The sequence below is a fragment of the Pseudomonas sp. PDM31 genome (assembly GCF_019218965.1).
Lineage (GTDB): Bacteria > Pseudomonadota > Gammaproteobacteria > Pseudomonadales > Pseudomonadaceae > Aquipseudomonas.
In genome coordinates this window covers 348,871-367,042 of the sequence record NZ_JAHUWS010000007.1, presented here as the reverse complement: position 1 = coordinate 367,042, position 18,172 = coordinate 348,871, and the positions used below count along the sequence as shown (strand labels likewise).

Here is an 18,172-nt window from a genome sequence, read left to right as displayed (position 1 = left end):
GCTTAGTGCCTATGTCAGCAGGACACTGCTGCTAAGCTTATCCACAGTTGCTGATGCAAAAATCAGCAAACGGCCCTGGGTCAATTTTCAATCGGCAGGGTGGGTCAGTTTTCAATCAGCGCCAACAGGCCGGGATGTTCCAGCGTTTCTTGGCACCGTCGGGATCGTCGAATTCAACCAACAATCCCCAGTTCTGACCTTTGTCGTCGCGAGTGCGGGCAAGGATTTCCAGAGGCGAACACACTGGCCGCGCTTCGCCGTCGTCACCCGCATAAAAAACACCTTCGGACGTGAGGCGAAAACCACCGGGCATCAGATCATTTTTCGGTTTCGCCGGTCGCTTGGTCGGTGCTTTTGTTTTAGGCTCCGGCTTGGTCTCGGCCTGCTCAGGCTCTGGCTTTTCCACAACCAAACCGAACAGTTCACCGCTGCTTTCCAGCTTGGTGAAGTGTGGCGCTGTCCAGCCTTTGGCAAGTGCATCGGCTGCATCGTCGCCGTCGTCCCATTGACCACCTTTGGCGAAGTGAGCGGCTCCGTTCTTCAGCGTGGGCTTGCGCTTGAACACCTCCAGCGCGATGACTCGCACCGACGCGGCGCCGATCTCGCGCAGCTTGTCGCCTACGGTTTTCATGCAGGCTGTGCCGCTGACGTCATTGTCTGGCCACAACAACACGTCGCGACCTTTGAGCGGTGTCAGGTCGGCTTTGTGCCAGGAGTTGGAACCGTTAGGCCAGCAGGTGGCCACATGGCCCGGCATCAGTTCTGCGGCGGCATCGGCAGCTTTCTCGCCTTCGCAGAGAACAACCGGTGCGTCAGCGCGTTGGACGAGTTCATCAAGGCGCAGCAGTGGACGCGGATCGGGCAGACCCTGCCAGCGCCATTGCGTGGTTTGGCCGTCGGTGCGCTGACACCATGTCAGGGGGGCAAAGACCTTCTTCGGTTTGCCGTCCTCGTCAGGGGGGAGGTCGAAGCGGTAGAGCGCCATGAGCGGCTGGCCCTGAGCATCACGGTAGATCCACACCTTGGACGGCACGCCGTGCTGCCGATGCTTGGCCGGGCACTTGTTCATGGCCTCGGCTGGGATCGGCGAAATAGCACTCCACTCAGGCGCTTTTGCCTTGGCAGGCGCTGGCTTCGCGTTGGCGGCGCCGGGCGATACGTTGAGCAGGTCTGCCAGTTTATTGCAGGCTTCGACGTCCGTGCCGCCGTCCAGATAGCGCACCAGATCGATGAGGTCGCCGCCCTTGTCACCGGTAGCGAAGTCGGCCCATGTGCCCTTGCTTAAATTGATCTTGAGCGAACCTGCGCGCTTATCGCTGCGGGTCGGATTCGGGGCGGTGTATTCCTTGCCGCCATCGACGCGCTTACCGTTAGGCAGCCAATGGGTGAGCACCCGGTCTATGTTGTGCAGCGCAGCACCTTTGACCTGGGCGAACGTGGGGCGGCGTCCATTGGAAGTTGAGGCCTTCATACGCCACCGCCTTGGGCCAGTTGCAACCCGCTGGTGACGTCATCAATGATGGCTTTAGCCATCTCGCTCAAATAATGCGAAGCCCAGACCATCGCCTCGTTGTCATTGCCCATGCCGCTCAAGAGCGTGAGCTTGTTGACACAATCCATCAGCAGAGACGCTTGTTCGAGCGCTTCTTCACACGAAATGCCGGCGTTGATACGGAATAGCGGTTGGTTTCGAGCGTTGCATTTGGCAAAGGTGGCGCCGCCCACCGTGTTGATCAAAAGAGAAGTGTTCATCGGGCGCCTCCACTCATCGGTGGCCGAGTGGAGTTGTCGGCGTGTGCGGCCAAGGTGCGGATCAGACCCAATGTCCCGCGAACGTCCCAGAGCGCTGCGGCGATGACATGGTTGGCCAGACGTGGGCCATCGCACTCGAACTGATCTTCAAGCAGCAAAAGCACGGAGTTGGCCCGATCCAAGGCACAGGTGATAGCGTCAATTGGCACACCGGCTTCGGCACTTTTTGGAACGCAAAGCAGATCTTCGGGCAGGGAGAAGCTTAGGGCGTGGTTCATTGAGCACCGCCTGCGATTTCGAGTGCGCGGGCTTTGGCCATGTGGCTGTTGTAGCGGGAGAGACGTGTAGCGAGGCTGGAGTTGGCGTGTAAAGCGGCGAGAGCCATTGCACGGTGTGCAGCGGCGCGATTTTTGAACGGATTGAGGGCGTACATTGGTCAAGCTCCTGTATGTGAGGAGCTGCCACTGATCGTCGCCAAACGATTTAAGGGTGGCAGCTGTGCGCGGGTTGGCGAACCGGGCATACAGGACCCCGGCAGACCCGAAGGTCTCCCACGCACAGCCACCATAAAGCAGGAATGCGGGCACAAAAAAAGCGCCTGCAATCGGTATGGAGACGCCTGTGCGCCTGTATGGACTCGGGTCGCCAAACCCGTTCGCTGATTTTGCAGCGACGGTCAGAGAGTAACGTCCGTTTTTCGAAAGTGCAACTGCGTTGATGGCTTGCGGAATTTTCAGGTGCGGCATAAATTGTTCGTGCATGTAGATTGACCTCAACGCCTCCGGATCGCCCCCGGAGGCGTTTTCATTTCAGGCATGGGCTTCCCAGCGCAGGGAAAGGAGGGGTAGGAAGCCACCGCTGAGCATCGAGCGAGCGTCTTCGTAGGCTTGCGTTTGCTGGCCTTCGTCGGCGATCACGGCTCCGATTTTTTCGCAGTGTAGGGAGAGGGCGCACCAGGTGCCGTCGGCCCAGCTGAGCACGCTGACCACGCGACCTTGCTTGTCCTGCTGGCTGCGGTAGCGCTCGAGGCGCTGCATGAGGCGAGGCGAAAAGCCAATCCGGCGCAGCACCGAAAACGGATGCATCAGAGCGTTATCAGCGATCGTCCGGCTCATGCTGCCTCCTGCGCGAAGGCAAACAGCGGCGGTGGTGTTTCGCCTTGGAGCCAAGCCAAGATCTTGCTGTCTTCGGCGCAACGTCGGCGGTATTCGATGGCCATCACATCGCGACGCTGTGCAAGGCATTCATCCACGTACTCGGTCAGATCCGAGGTCAAGCGCATGCTTTTGTGAAGACTCTCTGTAGCGGTCTTTTCCACGGCGAGATCCTCATCCGTGATGTGTTGCCATACCGCCGGATCGTTCGCGTACCCAGCCGATTGATCCACCAGCCAGTAGGTGACCCAGTCGGTCATGCCTCGCGTTTTCAGTGAAGCGAGGCGGCTTTGGCTCATCGCGAAATGGCCGGTGCCGTGGACGCTTGAAAACTCTCTGCGCACCGCATTTTTGCGGATCAGTTCTGGCAGCTCCCAAGGGTTGGCTTTGAGTGGAAGCACGAGACCGTCAGGGGTGAAAAAGAACGCTTCCTGCTCTTCGCCGTTCCAGCTCACGCCCGCGATGGTGCGATGACGCCAGTTGATCGCGCCGGGCTGATAGAGGCGGAATCCGATGCTGTACGAGTCGAGAAACGGTCCGTTGAATGGGCAGTATTTGCGCTTCATGCTGCCACCAGATCACGGGCGGCGATACGCGCTCGTGTCCACGCCTGTACCTCTCCCAATACCCATGCAACTGGAGCACTTCGGGCGTTGCTGTTACTCAGCTTCACTGGCAGCGGGAATCCGCTCTCAGGTTGGCGCATGAGCTTGTAGATGGTCGGGCGTGCGAGCCCTACGATTGAGATGACCTCCGGCATACGAATGAGCGTCGTAGCGGGGTCGTGCGAGGCGATGGTTTTTAGTTGAGTAGTCATAGCGATCTAAACCTGTGTGAATAGAGACAACAGGTCATACGCTACGGAGGGGAGAGGGAACGGACTGTGTCTGTTCCCTTTTTTATTTCAAGGGTCTGAGGCCTAGGGCGGTCAAATGCTCTCGAATGGTTTTTTTTGTGCCATGTACTGTTTGATCGAAAAGAAGGTTGGTTAGCTCCGCATCGCTGAGGCTTCGCTTTTCAATCTTGCGTCCATCAATAATCGTTTCTGCGGCAGCCTTGATTTTTGACCGTCGATCCATGGCTTCCGTTTGTATTTTTGAGCTGGGGTCTAGGTTGCCTTTACCTGCTTCTTGGCCACGCCTTGTTGCTTTCGCTGAGAAAGCTTCGTCGAGTATTCGGTGCATTAGACTTGATGTGTTGAAACCATTTTTGGATACATCCATGTGCTCCACTTGTTGATAAAAATTTGCCATTAACAGCGTCTGATTAGCCTCTCCCATAAAAACAGCGAATTGCTCTCGTGCTTGAATTTCAAGTCCGCTACGTCGGTATCGTTCTTTCTCGATGAGGGCGAGGTAATGGCGCGGCGATTCATTTCTCAGTTGCTCTATCAGGTCGGCATCGATGTCGTAAGTCGCAAGCTCAAGCTCGAATAGCCAATTCGCGAGGACCTCCACTGCTTGGGTACCGAGCACTAGGGCAAAGGCTGCTACCAGTTGCGAGTCCGTCGCTTGATGATTGAAGCCTGGGAGGTGTCGAATGACATTTGGCAATGAGCCGGCTTCCGTAGCGCTAGCATGGTCATCAATTACGTCACGGAGTCGAAACAAGGTTCCTGTGACGCGCTCGGCACACAGCGCGTAGGCGCCATCTTCAAGCCAGAATGAAGTGGCGGCGTTGATAAGATCGAATGCTTGTCGAAAATAGTCGGTGAACTGCGGGTACAGCGCTAACTCTAGAACTGCAGTTTCGATATCGTCCATGTCCCTAATCAGGCATTCGACGTCGACTCCTGCAATTTCCAGCTCCGCTAATTCAGCGTCCAGTTCAATATCCATTCTGGCTCCCCCGTCGCCCCGAGAGCGGTGTGTTGTCGCAGCGGCGCACGTCATATGGAGAAGCCGCCAGCGGGACTGAAGGGGATTGAACCCTGTTACACGACTCAGTGATGTTACACATAGAAGGGGTCAGTATTGTGCTGCGTGTAACTAGAAAATAATTCAATAAAAACAGTTGGTTAGCGTCATTTGTTACACCTGTAACACGCGTTACACTGGTTTTGCAGTGGGTGCTAGGAAGGGAAGTCATATTGCCTTTCCAAACTGGCCTTGCACCACATTGCCCACTGCAAGTCCATCAAGATGATCGGCATACCACTGCATCATCGTTACGCGCTGCTCTAAGTATTGAGCTTTGTTATAGACCCCTGAAATACCTTCTTCCTTGTGTGCTAGCTGCGCTTCAACATGCTCCTTCGGCCAGCCATGTTCTCGAAGTAACGTGCTCGCTGTGTGTCGAGTACCATGCCCAACGAGGCGACCTTTGTAGCCGATGGTCGCGAAGACTTTGTTTATAGTGTTTTCACTGATGGTCGGGTTCTTGGCTCCTACTCCGGGGAAAAGCCAGCGACTCCGTCCTGTTAGGCAGTGCAGTTCCTTAAGGGCAGTAACAGCTTGGTGGGGCAAAGGGCACACAAAATCCCTACGCATCTTCATCTTGGCGGCAGGCGTAGTCCACATGGCTTTCTCAAGGTCGAACTCCTTCCATTCAGCTAAGCGAACCATGCCCGGTCTAGATGCGGTCCAGATACAGAGCCATGCAGCAGTTCGGGCCGTCAGCCTGCTGGGAGTGTTTTTGAGTGCTTGGAGGAATTCTGCCAACTCAGGCTCAAGCAAATGAGGATGCTGCTGAGTCTTCGGGGCTTGAGCGGCAATATCTCGTAGGCGACTGCCCGGATCGTTTTCCGTGAGACCCAAACCGATGGCTCGCCCGAATATCTGATTGATCCAAGTGCGACATTTTTCCGCCACGTTGTGCGCATCCCGGGCTTCGATGGATGCTTGTAGTTCCGCGCAGTCGGTACGGGTGATTTCGTCTAGAGGCTTATCTCCCAGTGACGGGAGTATGTCTTTGTCGAGGTAGGTGCGGATTTTGTTGAGAGTGGAGGGTGCGAGACCCTTTTCCGCTTTTGCCTTCAGCCAGGCTTCAGCGGCAGCTCGAAAGGTTCGGGTCTTGGCCGCATCGATAGCAGCTTTCGCGGATCGCTTTTGTTCTAGGGGATCGGCACCGCTACTTACTACTTTGCGTAGATCGGCAGCTTTGTCCCTTGCCAGCGCGCCACTTACTTCCGGGTAACCCCCGAGCCCCATCCAAGCCCAATTGCCCGCCGGACGTTTGTAGCGGAGTTGCCAGGATTTACCACCATCAGGTTTAACCCTGAAGTAGAGGCCGTTTCCGTCCAGCTCCCTGTATTCCTTTGATTCCGGCTCCAATCCCGCAAGTGTCGTGTCAGCGAGAGGGCGGCGCTTGATGTCTGCGCGCTTCATCCTTGTATCCCAAAGTTCGGTATTTTTCTCAGGATACAAGCAGGGATACAGGGATACAACGGATAAGGGGAGACAGGGGTAGACAAACAGGCACAAAAAAACCGGCCAAGTGGCCGGTTTCTCTGGGTCTGAAAGTCTGGTAGAGACTTTCAGATACTGCTATGTGGTGCCCCGAGGGAGACTCGAACTCCCACTCCTTTCGAAAACGGATTTTGAATCCGCCGCGTCTACCAATTCCGCCATCAGGGCAATGGCCGCGGAGTATAGAGATGAGATAACCGCTGGTCAATCAGGTACATGGAGAATTTTTGATATTTCCGCTAGACTTCCCGGCCCTGCTAGACGACACCCCATCATGCGCGTTGCTGACTTTACTTTCGAGCTCCCTGATTCGCTGATCGCTCGCCACCCTTTGGCTGAGCGTCGCAACAGTCGCCTGTTGACCCTTGATGGGGTCAGCGGCGCCCTGGCACACCGTCAATTCACTGATTTGCTGGAGCATTTGCGCCCCGGCGATTTGATGGTGTTCAACAATACCCGGGTGATTCCGGCGCGGCTGTTTGGCCAGAAGGCTTCCGGCGGCAAGCTGGAAATACTGGTGGAGCGGGTGCTCGACAGTCATCGCGTGCTGGCCCATGTGCGCTCCAGCAAGTCGCCCAAGCCTGGGTCGAAGATCCTCATCGACGGCGGTGGCGAGGCCGAGATGTTGGCGCGGCACGATGCGTTGTTCGAGCTGGGGTTCGCCGAAGAAGTGTTGCCGCTGCTCGACCGCGTCGGGCACATGCCGCTGCCTCCTTATATAGACCGCCCGGATGAAGGCGCCGACCGCGAGCGTTACCAGACCGTCTACGCCCAGCGTTTGGGCGCGGTGGCGGCGCCGACGGCGGGGCTGCATTTCGATCAGGTGCTGATGGAGGCGATTGCCGCCAAGGGCGTCGAGACTGCGTTCGTGACCCTGCACGTTGGCGCCGGCACGTTCCAGCCGGTGCGCGTGGAGAAGCTCGAAGACCACCACATGCACAGTGAATGGCTGGAAGTCGGCCAGGATGTGGTAGATGCCGTGGCTGCGTGCCGCGCTCGCGGTGGTCGTGTGGTGGCCGTGGGCACCACCAGCGTGCGCTCCCTGGAAAGTGCTGCGCGCGATGGCGTGCTCAAGCCATTCAGTGGCGACACCGACATTTTTATTTTCCCGGGCCGGCCGTTTCATGTGGTCGATGCCCTGGTTACCAACTTTCATTTGCCTGAATCCACGCTGTTGATGCTGGTTTCGGCGTTCGCCGGTTATCCCGAGACCATGGCTGCCTACAAGGCCGCGGTCGACAACGGTTACCGCTTTTTCAGTTACGGTGATGCGATGTTCATCACACGTAATCCTGCGCCGACTGCCCCTAAAGAATCGGGCCCAGAGGAAACTGTATGAGTCGCACCTGTCGTATGTCTTTCGAGCTGCTGGCCACTGATGGCAAGGCTCGTCGCGGTCGTTTGACCTTCCCGCGCGGTACCGTCGAGACCCCGGCTTTCATGCCAGTGGGCACTTACGGCACGGTCAAGGGCATGCTGCCACGGGATATCGAGGCGACTGGCGCTGAAATCATTCTGGGCAACACCTTCCACCTGTGGCTACGCCCGGGTACGGAAGTGATCAAGAAGCACGGCGACCTGCACGATTTCATGCAGTGGAAAGGCCCGATCCTGACCGACTCCGGCGGTTTCCAGGTGTTCAGCCTGGGCGCCATGCGCAAGATCAAGGAGGAGGGCGTGACCTTCGCTTCTCCGGTCGACGGCGCCAAGGTGTTCATGGGCCCGGAAGAGTCGATGCAGGTCCAGCGCGACCTGGGCTCGGACATCGTGATGATTTTCGACGAATGCACGCCGTACCCGGCGGATGAAGACGTCGCCCGCATTTCCATGGAGTTGTCGCTGCGTTGGGCCAAGCGTTCGAAAGAAGCCCATGGCGAGAACACGGCGGCGCTGTTCGGTATCGTTCAGGGCGGCATGCACCAGGACCTGCGCATGCGCTCGCTGGAAGGCCTGGACCAGATCGGCTTCGACGGCCTGGCCATCGGCGGCCTGTCGGTGGGCGAGCCCAAGCACGAGATGATCAAGGTGCTGGATTACCTGCCGGGCATGATGCCGGCTGACAAACCTCGTTACCTTATGGGCGTTGGCAAACCGGAAGATCTCGTGGAGGGTGTGCGCCGCGGTGTGGACATGTTCGATTGCGTGATGCCAACCCGTAATGCCCGCAACGGGCATCTGTTCATCGATACCGGCGTGCTGAAGATCCGAAACGCGTTCCATCGCCATGATGATTCGCCGCTCGATCCGACCTGCGATTGCTATACCTGCCAGAACTTCTCCCGCGCTTATCTGCATCACCTGGACAAGTGCGGCGAAATGCTGGGGAGCATGCTCAATACCATCCATAACTTGCGTCATTATCAAGTGCTTATGGCTGGTTTGCGCGAGGCTATTCAACAGGGTACATTGGCCGCCTTTGTCGATGCCTTCTACGCCAAACGCGGGCTTCCCGTGCCGCCTTTGGACTGAGTTTCCTGACCCCAAGATTCAACATTTGCAACTGGAGTGCTAAATGAGCTTTTTTATCTCTAATGCCATGGCTGACGCTGCTGCACCTGCGGCAGCCCCAATGGGCGGCGGCTTTGAGTGGATTTTCCTGGTCGGCTTCCTGGTCATCTTCTACCTGATGATCTGGCGTCCACAGGCCAAGCGCGCCAAAGAGCAGAAGAACCTGCTGAGCAGCCTGCAGAAAGGCGACGAAGTTGTGACCACCGGCGGCATCGCCGGCAAGATCACTAAAGTGGCCGACGATTTCGTCGTTCTGGAAGTTTCCGACACCGTCGAAATGAAATTCCAGAAAGGCGCCATCGCCGCCACGCTGCCAAAAGGCACGCTCAAAGCGATCTAAGTTTCAACTTCATATTCAATCGACGGGGCGCGCAAGGCGCCCCGCGTCATAAACGGGCGGCGTGATGCTGAACAAATATCCTCTGTGGAAATACATTCTGATCCTGGCGGTGCTGGCGGTCGGTCTGATTTATTCCGCTCCCAATCTTTATCCTGATGACCCGGCCATTCAGGTCAGCGGTGCAAGCACTGCGCTGCAGGTCAATCAGGCTGATCTGGACCGTGTGAGCGCTGCGCTCAAGGAATCCGGGATCAACGTCAAGGCTGCCACGCTGACTGCCGGCGGCAAGGGCGGGCTGATTCGCCTGACCAAGGCTGAAGACCAACTGCCGGCCAAGGACGTCGTGCGCAAGGCGTTGGGTGATGACTACGTCGTTGCACTGAACCTGGCACAAACCACCCCGCAATGGCTGCGTAACCTCGGGGCTCACCCGATGAAGCTCGGTCTGGACTTGTCTGGTGGTGTGCACTTCCTGCTGGAAGTGGACATGGACAAAGCCCTCGACGCACGCCTGAAAGTCTACGAAGGCGATGTGAAGAGCCTGTTGCGTAAAGAGAAACTGCGCTATCGCAGCCTGCCGCAACTCGACGGTGCCATTCAGCTGGGCTTCTCTGATGAAGCAACCCGCGAACAGGCCCGTACGATCATCCGCAAGAACTTCAACGATTTCGACATTGTTCCGGCCGACCTCAATGGTCAACCGGTGCTGCGTCTGGCGATGACCCCGGCCAAGCTGGCGGAAATCCGTGAATACTCCATCAAGCAGAACTTGACCACGGTACGTAACCGCGTCAACGAGCTGGGTGTTGCCGAGCCGATCGTTCAGCGTCAGGGCGCCAACCGCATCGTGGTTGAGCTGCCGGGCGTGCAGGACACCGCAGAAGCCAAGCGTATCCTCGGCAAGACGGCCAACCTGGAGTTCCGTCTGGCTGCAGAGCCTGGCGCTTCGAAGGCGACTTCCGAATCTTTCGAATTCCGTGAGGGCGGCCGTCCGGCAGCGCTGATCGAGCGTGGCCTGATCATCACCGGTGACCAGGTAACTGACGCCAAGGCTGGCTTCGGCGAGCAAGGCACCCCGGAAGTGAACATCCGTCTGGATGGTCACGGCGGCGAGCTGATGAACCGTGCGACCCGTTCCAACGTCGGTCGCAGCATGGCGGTGATCTTCATCGAGCAGCGTCCGGTCACCACTTACACCAAGCAAGTGGTCAACGGCGTCGAGAAAGACGTGCCGGTGCAGACGTTCAAGGAAGAGAAGCGCATCATCAGCCTGGCGACCATCCAGTCGCCGCTGGGCGCGCAGTTCCGCATCACTGGCCTGAACGGTCAGGGCGAATCGTCCGAACTGGCGCTGCTGTTGCGTGCCGGTGGTCTGGCCGCACCGATGTACTTCGCTGAAGAGCGCACCATTGGTCCAAGCCTGGGTGCCGACAACATCACCAAGGGTATCGATGCATCGCTGTGGGGCATGCTGTTCGTCTCGCTGTTCATCATCGCCATCTACCGCTTCTTCGGCATCATTGCCACTGTCGCACTGGCAGTGAACATGGTGCTGCTGCTGGCCTTGATGTCGCTGCTGGGTGCAACGCTGACCCTGCCGGGTATCGCCGGTATCGTATTGACCATGGGTATGGCGGTCGACGCCAACGTACTGATCTTCTCGCGGATACGTGAAGAGATCGCCGCGGGCATGACCGTGCAACGGGCAATCAACGAAGGCTTCGGCCGGGCATTCACCGCGATTCTCGACGCCAACCTGACAACCTTGTTGGTCGGCGGGATTCTCTTTGCCATGGGCACCGGCCCCGTCAAAGGCTTCGCAGTGACCATGTCCCTCGGGATCTTTACCTCGATGTTCACGGCCATCATGGTGACCCGCGCGATGGTCAACCTGATCTTCGGCGGTCGTGACTTCAAGAAGTTGTGGATTTAAGGGGCTGCCATGTTACGTACAATCAACTTCATGGGCGTTCGCAACTTTGCGTTCGGCGTCACATTGTTCCTTACCGTGCTGGCCTTGTTCAGCGTCGCCACCAAGGGCATGAACTGGGGCCTGGACTTCACCGGCGGTACGCTCATCGAGCTGACCTACGAGCGTCCGGCCGATGTCTCCAAGGTGCGTGAGCAGCTGGTGAGCGCCGGTTATAACGATGCCATCGTGCAAAGCTTCGGTGCGACTACCGATTTGCTGGTGCGCATGCCGGGTGAAGATCCGCAGTTGGGCCACCAAGTAGCCGAAGCGCTGTTGAAAGTCGGCGGCGAAAACCCGGCGACGGTCAAGCGCGTCGAGTTCGTCGGCCCGCAAGTGGGTGAAGAGCTGCGCGACCAGGGCGGCCTCGGCATGCTGATGGCACTGGGCGGCATCCTGATCTACCTGGCTTTCCGCTTTCAGTGGAAGTTTGCGGTTGGCGCGATCGTGTCCCTGATTCACGACGTGATCGTGACCATCGGTATCCTGTCGTTCTTCCAGATAACCTTCGACCTGACGGTGCTGGCGGCGGTACTGGCGATCATCGGTTACTCGCTCAACGACACCATCGTGGTATTCGACCGGGTTCGTGAGAACTTCCGGGTGCTGCGCAAGGCCAGCCTGATCGAGAACATCAACATCTCGACCACGCAAACCCTGCTGCGCACCATGGCGACTTCGATCTCCACCTTGCTGGCGATCGCGGCACTGTTGTTCTTCGGCGGCGACAACCTGTTCGGCTTCTCCATCGCGCTGTTCATCGGTGTACTGGCGGGTACCTACTCGTCGATCTACATCGCCAACGTGGTGCTGATCTGGCTGAACCTGAGCACTGAAGATCTGATTCCTCCGGTGAATACCGATAAGGAAGTTGACGACCGTCCTTGAAGGAAAATTTTCCTGGCGGTGTAGTCCAAAAAGGCGCGAGTTGAACTCGCGCCTTTTTTTGTGCTCCAAGGCTGGGAGAAGCGCGGACATGTTCCGCATGTGATGGTCAGGAGGTTCATGTGAACAAATCGATGCTGGTTGGTGCGGTTCTGGGTGCTGTCGGTGTGACTGCCGGGGGTGCTGTGGCCACCTACAGCTTGGTTAAAAGTGGCCCTGAATACGCGCAAGTGCTGGCTGTAGAGCCGGTCAAGACGCAAATCAAGACTCCACGTGAAGTGTGCAAGGACGTAACCGTCACCCGGCAGGCGCCGGTCAAAGATCAACATCAGATTGCCGGTACGGTGGTAGGTGCCCTGGCCGGTGGTCTGCTGGGTAACCAGGTCGGCGGTGGTAGCGGCAAGAAGATCGCCACGGTCGCCGGTGCTGTCGGCGGTGGTTATGCCGGTAACAAGGTTCAGGAAGGCATGCAGGAGCGTGACACCTACACCACGACCCAGACCCGTTGTAATACGGTGAACGACATCAGTGACAAGGTTGTAGGTTACGACGTGCGTTATTCGCTCGATGGCAAGGAAGGCAAGGTGCGTATGGATCGCGACCCGGGCAACCAGATTCCGGTGGACAAGGAAGGTCAGCTGATTCTGACGCAGAACGACCGGGTCACTAATTAACACCGCTTAAAAAGAAGCACCCTGCGGGGTGCTTTTTTGTGCCCCGCTGTCGAATCACCTTTTTGTTGTCGGCCCTCAGTACTTTCGTAACTGCTTCCAATAGTGTGGTTTTGCCAGCGCCCTTGGGCCCATCTAGAGAAACAAACAGCGGAGGATTCATTCTTCACATAATGATTGATATGCGTTTTTTTTGCCCTATTCGTTCGCTGCAGCCGCTTGGTGCGTCTCCGCGAATCGGGTGGAGGGCACCGATGAACAGACATTGATCACCACTCTAACCTTGTTTCTGGCTAATGGGTCGCAAAAATCCAGGGTTACAGCCGCTTATGAATATCGGTCATCGGTCTGGCAGCCAAAACGCTGCAATTCGCATCCTTAGCCCCCCCTTCTTCACCGTGTTCGATTGATTTGAGCCTCGCGCCGGAACATCACTTTCTTCCAAATACCTCACAACCGCTCAGAATGCGAGCAAGGGCGGATAAGGCTTTGTCCTGACATATCATTGCTTAGATACCGCTGGGCTCCGCCTTGCCACAATCCTAAGATGGGTCTGGTTTAACATTGATTGTCGGCAATTTTCCGGTGCCACTCCCTCCCCGTGTCGCATTGGTCTGCTGATCAATGTACTGGCACCACGCTTCGGACCTTCGCTCAGGGACATTTGCGCTACCGCGAATCCCTAACTTGAATTCGATCACGGATTTCCATTCGTCGGAGCCTGGATCCGGCCCATGCCCTTGTGCATCGGCAGTCAGCAGTTTCTTTTCGATCGCCTGGTACCAGGCATCCGAGCATAGGGATTGCGCCTGAACAAAACCTGCGGCGCCAATAAACAATAGAACCCAATACTTACTCATCTGCATTCCTTTTTTATTTCAGCAATCGGCAAATACCGACCTTAGCAGGCGGCAGCAATCCAATGTTGGTGGACTGGGAAAACTCATCAAATGAGAATCGCCGGATGGCATTGTGCCGATGACGATTGCCGGATTTGCCGCGAGGCTGTTCGTCATCGCCGCTCAATTGTTGCTGTATGTCCATATTTTCCATCTTGGTGTGGTGGTCGGAAAAATCGCGACGGCTCTCAGTGGAGGCTCATCGTTTGTCGAAATCGGTGATACAGCCATGCAGATCTTGAACGGCTCTACTTCGCCGCTGGCGTGGTTCATCACATCCAGGGTGAAAAAGCTTTCGCCCTGCGTCAGGTAAACGCGCGGACTCACTCCGGCGCGTCGTCCCATTCGCTCATGCATTTTGACGAAGATGGCCCGCAAATAAATGGGCGAGCACCATTAAACTTAACGTCGGGATCAGGAAGTGGTTTTTCTGTTCAGTTGCGCGTGAATGTCCTGACGGCTGCGGACATAGTAATTGTCGAATTCGCTACTTTCGACGAACTGAAAGCCATGCCGCGTATAAAAACGATTTGAAGCGCTTTCCCTGAGGGCTCCCACCCGCAATGTCATGGACGCAGCATCCGCTTCCATGAAGATGTGACGAAGGACAACCGAACCGATCCCCGCCCCCTGTGCGTTCGGCTTGATGTACAGGTGATCAAGCAGCCACCCATCGTAATCAGGTTTGACGACCACGAAACCCACCCGCTGGCCGGAAACCTCGATATGGCGAGTGAACTCGGCACAAAAGCCCTCACGAAAACGCTCTCGGGCGCGATCAGGGTCGAATCGGCCAATACGTTCAAGACTTTCACGCATGGCTTCAATCCGAATAGCGACAAGCGCTTCGAAGTCGCTGGGTTGAGTCACGACAAGCGTGACCGAAGGGTTATCCGTGGCGGCAAACTGTAACTGCATCCTGAGCGCTCCATTTTTTATCCGGCGGCGCCCATCAAGGACCGCATAGTACCGTTGGAGAATTTTGTTGGATCTGGGGTCGATCACGGTTTCCGCTTTGTAGAAGGTGATTTGAAGCTTGGCAACACCGGCCTCGGTCAATCCGATAATTTTTCGCATACTTTTCCGTCAGGAGAGGCTTTCGCTCGGCGGCTAATTTCACAATTTGTGGCCCCCCATCTCCTTGTGGGAGCGGGCTTGCTCGCGAATACGGTCCGTCATTCAAAATCCATATTGGCTGACCCGCCGCCTTCGCGAGCAAGCCCGCTCCCACATTGGTTTTGTGGTGTGTCAGGGATTGAATCGCAGGCATAAAAAAAGCACCCCGCAGGGTGCTTTTTTCTGTCGCTGGAAGCTTAGCGCTTCAGCGAGGCCGGCAGGTGCGGCTGGATGGCCGTCAGGACTGCCTTGAAGCACTTGGTGTTACCGGCAACGATGTGGCCTTTCTCAAGGAAATCGTGACCGCCGGTGAAGTCGCTCACCAGGCCGCCTGCTTCCTGGATCAGCAGGGCGCCAGCAGCCATGTCCCACTCGGACAGGCCCGACTCCCAGAACGCGTCGAAACGACCGGCAGCGACGTAGGCCAGGTCCAGGCTGGCGGAACCGGCGCGGCGGATGCCGGCAGTCTGGCCAACCAGGGCGCGGAACATGCCCAGGTAGTTGTCGAGGTTGTCCATCTGGTCGTCACGGAACGGGAAGCCGGTACCCAGCAGGGCGCCGTCCAGGCTGGTGCGGCCGCTGACGCGCAGGCGACGACCGTTCAGTTGGGCGCCGCGACCACGGCTGGCGGTGAATTCTTCCTGGCGAACCGGGTCCAGAACAACAGCGTGTTCCAGGCGACCGCGGTATTTGCAGGCGATGCTGACGGCAAAGTGAGGAATGCCGCGCAGGAAGTTGGTGGTGCCGTCCAGTGGGTCGATGATCCACAGGTACTCTTCGCCTTCGATGCCGGTGCCAGCGTGCAGGCCGGTCTCTTCACCGCGAATCGAGTGATTCGGGTAGGCCTTGCGCAGGGCGTCGATGATTTTCTGTTCGGCGGCGCGATCCACCTCGGATACGTAATCCTTGGCGTCTTTTTCGTCGACCTTGATGGTATCCAGGCGCTCGATGGAGCGGAAGATCAATTCACTGGCGCTGCGGGCGGCGCGCAGCGCGATATTCAGCATGGGCTGCATGGATGTGTCACCTAAGGTTGTTAAAGAAAGCCGGGCATTCTATCAGAAAGTTTCTACAGGAGAAGGACGACGTTCGCTTTCATGGCTTAACGGTAGCTCTCGCTGTAAGATTCTGCTCCCGATTATTGTGTTCGAGAGCGCCTCCCTTGCTGCAAAACATTCGTGTCGTGCTGGTCAATACCAGCCATCCGGGCAATATCGGCGGGGCTGCGCGTGCCATGAAGAACATGGGCCTGTCGCGGCTGGTGCTGGTCGAGCCCCGGCAATTTCCGCATCACGAGGCCGATGCTCGCGCCTCTGGTGCCGGGGATATCCTTGAAAACGCGCAAGTCGTCGCCACCCTGGAAGATGCCCTGGTGGGCTGCAATCTGGTGCTCGGCACCAGTGCGCGTGATCGTCGCATTCCCTGGCCGCTGCTTGATCCGCGCGAATGCGGGACGAAAGTGGTCGAAGAAGCCGCGGCGGGTGCGCAGATCGCGCTGGTGTTCGGTCGTGAAGATTCCGGCCTGACCAACGAAGAGCTGCAGCGATGTCATTATCACGTGCACATCCCATCAGACCCTGAGTTCAGTTCGCTGAACCTCGGGGCAGCGGTGCAGGTGTTGGGTTATGAAGTGCGTATGTCCTGGCTGGCCGCGCAAGGTCAGCCGACCAAGGTCGAGAAGGAAGAAGTGGCCTCCGTGAAAAGCGCCGAGCTGGCGACCATGGACGAGTTGGAGCGATTCTATGAGCACCTGGAGCAGACCCTGGTGGCCATCGAGTTCCTCGATCCGGAAAAACCACGGCACTTGATGGCGCGCCTGCGCCGGTTGTACGGACGCAGCTCGGTCAGCCGGGCGGAAATGAATATATTGCGTGGCATCCTCACGGAAACCCAAAAAGCGGCCCGTGGTGAGCTTCTAAAGCGGAAGGATTAATGATGTTCGAGCGTTTGCGTGAAGATATCCAAAGCGTATTCCACCGAGACCCGGCGGCGCGTAACGCTTTTGAAGTCCTGACTTGCTACCCCGGCATGCATGCCATCTGGATCCACCGTTTGTCGGCAATGCTGTGGCGCGCGGACCTGAAATGGCTGGCGCGGCTGGTGTCGAATTTCGGTCGCTGGTTGACCGGGATCGAGATCCATCCGGGGGCGAAGGTCGGTCGGCGTTTCTTCATTGACCACGGCATGGGTATCGTCATTGGCGAAACGGCCGAGATCGGTGACGACGTGACCATTTATCAGGGCGTGACCCTGGGCGGCACCAGCTGGAACAAGGGCAAGCGTCACCCAACCCTGGGTGATGGGGTGGTGGTCGGTGCTGGCGCCAAGGTGCTTGGCCCGTTCACTGTCGGTGCGGGTGCCAAGGTCGGCTCAAACGCCGTGGTGACCAAGGAAGTGCCGCCGGGCGCCACAGTGGTGGGGATTCCTGGGCGGATCATCGTCAAGCCTGACGAAGAGCTGGACGCCAAGCGCAAGGCCATGGCCGAGAAGATTGGTTTTGATGCCTACGGCGTGACTGAAGACATGCCGGACCCGGTGGCTCGCGCCATTAACCAGCTGCTCGATCATCTGCAGGCGGTCGATGGGCGTCTGGAGGGGATGTGCGGGGCGTTGAAGGATCTGGGTAGTAATTACTGTGCGAAAGATCTGCCTGAGCTGCGCGAAGAAGACTTCGCCTGTGTGAAGGACAAGGATCAGAGTCAGGCCAGCTAGACCGCGTCGACCCCTTCGCGAGCAAGCCCGCTCCCACAGGATTTGTGTTGTCTCCTGTGGGAGCGGGCTTGCTCGCGAAGAACGATAACGCGCAATTGCTGGCTGTAACCGTCCAGCCTTTGCTATGATGCGCGCGCTCTTTTACGGGTAAACCTGACTAAAGTACTAGGTCTTATAGTTGACTTAAATACTCGGGAATTGCATACTCGTTTCATTCTGAACTCCGTGGTAATTGTCCATGCGACTGACTACAAAAGGCCGATACGCCGTGACCGCCATGCTTGATCTGGCGTTGCACGCGCAGCACGGGCCCGTGTCCCTGGCCGATATCTCCGAGCGCCAAGGCATCTCCCTGTCCTACCTCGAACAGCTTTTCGCCAAGTTGCGCCGCAGCAACCTGGTGTCCAGCGTCCGTGGTCCAGGCGGCGGTTACCAGTTGTCCCGCGACATGCAGGGCATCCAGGTCGCCCAGGTGATCGATGCAGTGAACGAATCGGTCGATGCCACCAAATGCCAGGGCCAGGGCGATTGCCATTCCGGCGACACCTGTCTGACCCACCACTTGTGGTGCGATTTGAGCCTGCAGATTCACGAATTTCTCAGCGGTATCAGCTTGGCTGACCTTGTCACTCGCCGTGAGGTACAAGAGGTAGCCCAGCGTCAGGATCAGCGCCGTTGCAACAGCAAGGCGCCACGCCTGGACAAGATTGAAGCGTCCGCCGTCGAATGACAGCCAAAGAGCTAGCGGCACGCCAGCCA

At 57.5% G+C, this 18,172-nt stretch carries 21 protein-coding genes, 1 tRNA gene and 2 pseudogenes; 10 read left to right on the top strand and 14 right to left on the bottom strand.

Annotation, left to right across the window (positions count from 1 at the left end; genetic code table 11):
- Window positions 1-127 precede the first annotated feature (127 nt).
- The 10 genes and pseudogenes from KW839_RS16485 to KW839_RS16440 all read right to left on the bottom strand — a co-directional run.
- A pseudogene (locus KW839_RS16485) lies at window positions 128-1,471 on the bottom strand (DUF927 domain-containing protein); the annotation flags it as partial.
- Window positions 1,468-1,752 carry a DUF3077 domain-containing protein gene (locus tag KW839_RS16480; protein ID WP_218424927.1) on the bottom strand — a complete coding sequence of 95 codons (285 nt, stop codon included), beginning with the start codon at window positions 1,750-1,752 and terminating at the stop codon, window positions 1,468-1,470. The gene KW839_RS16480 and the pseudogene KW839_RS16485, both read right to left, overlap by 4 nt.
- A complete protein-coding gene (locus KW839_RS16475; protein ID WP_007903533.1) occupies window positions 1,749-2,030 on the bottom strand; it encodes a hypothetical protein in 282 nt (93 codons plus the stop codon). The genes KW839_RS16480 and KW839_RS16475 overlap by 4 nt, the downstream gene beginning before the upstream one ends.
- Window positions 2,027-2,185, bottom strand: coding sequence for a hypothetical protein (locus KW839_RS16470; protein ID WP_218424926.1), 159 nt, complete (start codon window positions 2,183-2,185; stop codon window positions 2,027-2,029). Before KW839_RS16470 ends, KW839_RS16475 begins: the two co-directional genes overlap by 4 nt.
- A 376-nt stretch (window positions 2,186-2,561) precedes the next feature.
- The gene (locus KW839_RS16465; RefSeq protein ID WP_218424925.1) at window positions 2,562-2,867 is read right to left on the bottom strand and encodes a hypothetical protein; all 306 of its coding nucleotides are present in this window, start codon (window positions 2,865-2,867) and stop codon (window positions 2,562-2,564) included.
- Window positions 2,864-3,472 (bottom strand): hypothetical protein, encoded by a 609-nt coding sequence (locus KW839_RS16460; RefSeq protein ID WP_218424924.1) that lies wholly within the window; start codon window positions 3,470-3,472, stop codon window positions 2,864-2,866. The genes KW839_RS16465 and KW839_RS16460 overlap by 4 nt, the downstream gene beginning before the upstream one ends.
- The gene (locus tag KW839_RS16455; RefSeq protein WP_007903543.1) at window positions 3,469-3,723 is read right to left on the bottom strand and encodes an AlpA family transcriptional regulator; all 255 of its coding nucleotides are present in this window, start codon (window positions 3,721-3,723) and stop codon (window positions 3,469-3,471) included. Before KW839_RS16455 ends, KW839_RS16460 begins: the two co-directional genes overlap by 4 nt.
- A gap of 82 nt (window positions 3,724-3,805) precedes the next feature.
- Window positions 3,806-4,744 (bottom strand): hypothetical protein, encoded by a 939-nt coding sequence (locus KW839_RS16450; protein ID WP_007903544.1) that lies wholly within the window; start codon window positions 4,742-4,744, stop codon window positions 3,806-3,808.
- Between the two features lie 246 nt (window positions 4,745-4,990).
- The gene (locus KW839_RS16445; RefSeq protein WP_218424923.1) at window positions 4,991-6,232 is read right to left on the bottom strand and encodes a tyrosine-type recombinase/integrase; all 1,242 of its coding nucleotides are present in this window, start codon (window positions 6,230-6,232) and stop codon (window positions 4,991-4,993) included.
- Window positions 6,233-6,396: 164 nt separating this feature from the next.
- Window positions 6,397-6,481, bottom strand: a tRNA-Leu gene (locus KW839_RS16440).
- Between the two features lie 106 nt (window positions 6,482-6,587).
- On the opposite strand from KW839_RS16440, the gene queA reads away from it, so the two are divergent.
- From queA to KW839_RS16410, 6 genes are all read left to right on the top strand, one after another.
- Complete coding sequence (gene queA / locus KW839_RS16435) at window positions 6,588-7,652, top strand: tRNA preQ1(34) S-adenosylmethionine ribosyltransferase-isomerase QueA (protein WP_060543097.1); 1,065 nt, start codon at window positions 6,588-6,590, stop codon at window positions 7,650-7,652.
- A 14-nt stretch (window positions 7,653-7,666) separates the two neighbouring features.
- The gene (gene tgt / locus KW839_RS16430) at window positions 7,667-8,782 is read left to right on the top strand and encodes a tRNA guanosine(34) transglycosylase Tgt (RefSeq protein WP_160387208.1); all 1,116 of its coding nucleotides are present in this window, start codon (window positions 7,667-7,669) and stop codon (window positions 8,780-8,782) included.
- Window positions 8,783-8,825: 43 nt separating this feature from the next.
- Entirely contained in the window at window positions 8,826-9,161 is a 336-nt protein-coding gene (gene yajC / locus KW839_RS16425; RefSeq protein WP_007956696.1) for a preprotein translocase subunit YajC, read from the top strand.
- Between the two features lie 64 nt (window positions 9,162-9,225).
- Window positions 9,226-11,094 (top strand): protein translocase subunit SecD, encoded by a 1,869-nt coding sequence (secD, locus tag KW839_RS16420; protein ID WP_218424922.1) that lies wholly within the window; start codon window positions 9,226-9,228, stop codon window positions 11,092-11,094.
- Window positions 11,095-11,103: 9 nt separating this feature from the next.
- Window positions 11,104-12,018, top strand: coding sequence for a protein translocase subunit SecF (secF, locus tag KW839_RS16415; RefSeq protein WP_060543100.1), 915 nt, complete (start codon window positions 11,104-11,106; stop codon window positions 12,016-12,018).
- 119 nt (window positions 12,019-12,137) lie between these two features.
- Window positions 12,138-12,689 carry a glycine zipper 2TM domain-containing protein gene (locus tag KW839_RS16410; protein ID WP_060543101.1) on the top strand — a complete coding sequence of 184 codons (552 nt, stop codon included), beginning with the start codon at window positions 12,138-12,140 and terminating at the stop codon, window positions 12,687-12,689.
- Between the two features lie 25 nt (window positions 12,690-12,714).
- Here KW839_RS16410 and KW839_RS27695 read toward each other — a convergent pair.
- Both KW839_RS27695 and KW839_RS16405 read right to left on the bottom strand, forming a co-directional pair.
- Window positions 12,715-12,849, bottom strand: a pseudogene (locus KW839_RS27695) (thymidylate kinase); the annotation flags it as partial.
- Between the two features lie 379 nt (window positions 12,850-13,228).
- Window positions 13,229-13,546 (bottom strand): hypothetical protein, encoded by a 318-nt coding sequence (locus KW839_RS16405; protein WP_218424921.1) that lies wholly within the window; start codon window positions 13,544-13,546, stop codon window positions 13,229-13,231.
- 118 nt (window positions 13,547-13,664) lie between these two features.
- On the opposite strand from KW839_RS16405, the gene KW839_RS16400 reads away from it, so the two are divergent.
- Window positions 13,665-13,898 (top strand): hypothetical protein, encoded by a 234-nt coding sequence (locus KW839_RS16400; RefSeq protein ID WP_218424920.1) that lies wholly within the window; start codon window positions 13,665-13,667, stop codon window positions 13,896-13,898.
- A gap of 101 nt (window positions 13,899-13,999) precedes the next feature.
- On the opposite strand, the gene KW839_RS16395 is transcribed toward KW839_RS16400, so the two are convergent.
- Together KW839_RS16395 and suhB are read right to left on the bottom strand one after the other, a co-directional pair.
- Complete coding sequence (locus KW839_RS16395) at window positions 14,000-14,503, bottom strand: GNAT family N-acetyltransferase (protein ID WP_218424936.1); 504 nt, start codon at window positions 14,501-14,503, stop codon at window positions 14,000-14,002.
- Between the two features lie 395 nt (window positions 14,504-14,898).
- Window positions 14,899-15,717 (bottom strand): inositol-phosphate phosphatase, encoded by an 819-nt coding sequence (gene suhB, locus KW839_RS16390; protein WP_016984379.1) that lies wholly within the window; start codon window positions 15,715-15,717, stop codon window positions 14,899-14,901.
- A gap of 146 nt (window positions 15,718-15,863) precedes the next feature.
- Between suhB and trmJ the strand changes: the two genes are divergently transcribed.
- The 3 genes from trmJ (at window position 15,864) to iscR (ending at window position 18,143) form a co-directional block, all read left to right on the top strand.
- Window positions 15,864-16,634: a tRNA (cytosine(32)/uridine(32)-2'-O)-methyltransferase TrmJ gene (gene trmJ / locus KW839_RS16385; protein ID WP_060543102.1), complete on the top strand. Its 771-nt coding sequence runs from the start codon at window positions 15,864-15,866 to the stop codon at window positions 16,632-16,634.
- Between the two features lie 2 nt (window positions 16,635-16,636).
- Window positions 16,637-17,413 (top strand): serine O-acetyltransferase, encoded by a 777-nt coding sequence (gene cysE, locus KW839_RS16380; RefSeq protein ID WP_060543103.1) that lies wholly within the window; start codon window positions 16,637-16,639, stop codon window positions 17,411-17,413.
- 238 nt (window positions 17,414-17,651) lie between these two features.
- Window positions 17,652-18,143, top strand: coding sequence for a Fe-S cluster assembly transcriptional regulator IscR (gene iscR, locus KW839_RS16375; protein WP_003227911.1), 492 nt, complete (start codon window positions 17,652-17,654; stop codon window positions 18,141-18,143).
- The last annotated feature ends 29 nt before the right edge of the window (window positions 18,144-18,172 follow it).

Coding starts and splice junctions, on each gene's coding strand:
- KW839_RS16480 (WP_218424927.1), bottom strand. CDS start 1,752: ATGAACACTTCTCTTTTGATCAACACGGTGGGCGGCGCCACCTTTGCC.
- KW839_RS16475 (WP_007903533.1), bottom strand. CDS start 2,030: ATGAACCACGCCCTAAGCTTCTCCCTGCCCGAAGATCTGCTTTGCGTT.
- KW839_RS16470 (WP_218424926.1), bottom strand. CDS start 2,185: ATGTACGCCCTCAATCCGTTCAAAAATCGCGCCGCTGCACACCGTGCA.
- KW839_RS16465 (WP_218424925.1), bottom strand. CDS start 2,867: ATGAGCCGGACGATCGCTGATAACGCTCTGATGCATCCGTTTTCGGTG.
- KW839_RS16460 (WP_218424924.1), bottom strand. CDS start 3,472: ATGAAGCGCAAATACTGCCCATTCAACGGACCGTTTCTCGACTCGTAC.
- KW839_RS16455 (WP_007903543.1), bottom strand. CDS start 3,723: ATGACTACTCAACTAAAAACCATCGCCTCGCACGACCCCGCTACGACG.
- KW839_RS16450 (WP_007903544.1), bottom strand. CDS start 4,744: ATGGATATTGAACTGGACGCTGAATTAGCGGAGCTGGAAATTGCAGGA.
- KW839_RS16445 (WP_218424923.1), bottom strand. CDS start 6,232: ATGAAGCGCGCAGACATCAAGCGCCGCCCTCTCGCTGACACGACACTT.
- queA (WP_060543097.1), top strand. CDS start 6,588: ATGCGCGTTGCTGACTTTACTTTCGAGCTCCCTGATTCGCTGATCGCT.
- tgt (WP_160387208.1), top strand. CDS start 7,667: ATGTCTTTCGAGCTGCTGGCCACTGATGGCAAGGCTCGTCGCGGTCGT.
- yajC (WP_007956696.1), top strand. CDS start 8,826: ATGAGCTTTTTTATCTCTAATGCCATGGCTGACGCTGCTGCACCTGCG.
- secD (WP_218424922.1), top strand. CDS start 9,226: ATGCTGAACAAATATCCTCTGTGGAAATACATTCTGATCCTGGCGGTG.
- secF (WP_060543100.1), top strand. CDS start 11,104: ATGTTACGTACAATCAACTTCATGGGCGTTCGCAACTTTGCGTTCGGC.
- KW839_RS16405 (WP_218424921.1), bottom strand. CDS start 13,546: ATGAGTAAGTATTGGGTTCTATTGTTTATTGGCGCCGCAGGTTTTGTT.
- KW839_RS16400 (WP_218424920.1), top strand. CDS start 13,665: ATGACGATTGCCGGATTTGCCGCGAGGCTGTTCGTCATCGCCGCTCAA.
- KW839_RS16395 (WP_218424936.1), bottom strand. CDS start 14,503: ATGCAGTTACAGTTTGCCGCCACGGATAACCCTTCGGTCACGCTTGTC.
- suhB (WP_016984379.1), bottom strand. CDS start 15,717: ATGCAGCCCATGCTGAATATCGCGCTGCGCGCCGCCCGCAGCGCCAGT.
- cysE (WP_060543103.1), top strand. CDS start 16,637: ATGTTCGAGCGTTTGCGTGAAGATATCCAAAGCGTATTCCACCGAGAC.
- iscR (WP_003227911.1), top strand. CDS start 17,652: ATGCGACTGACTACAAAAGGCCGATACGCCGTGACCGCCATGCTTGAT.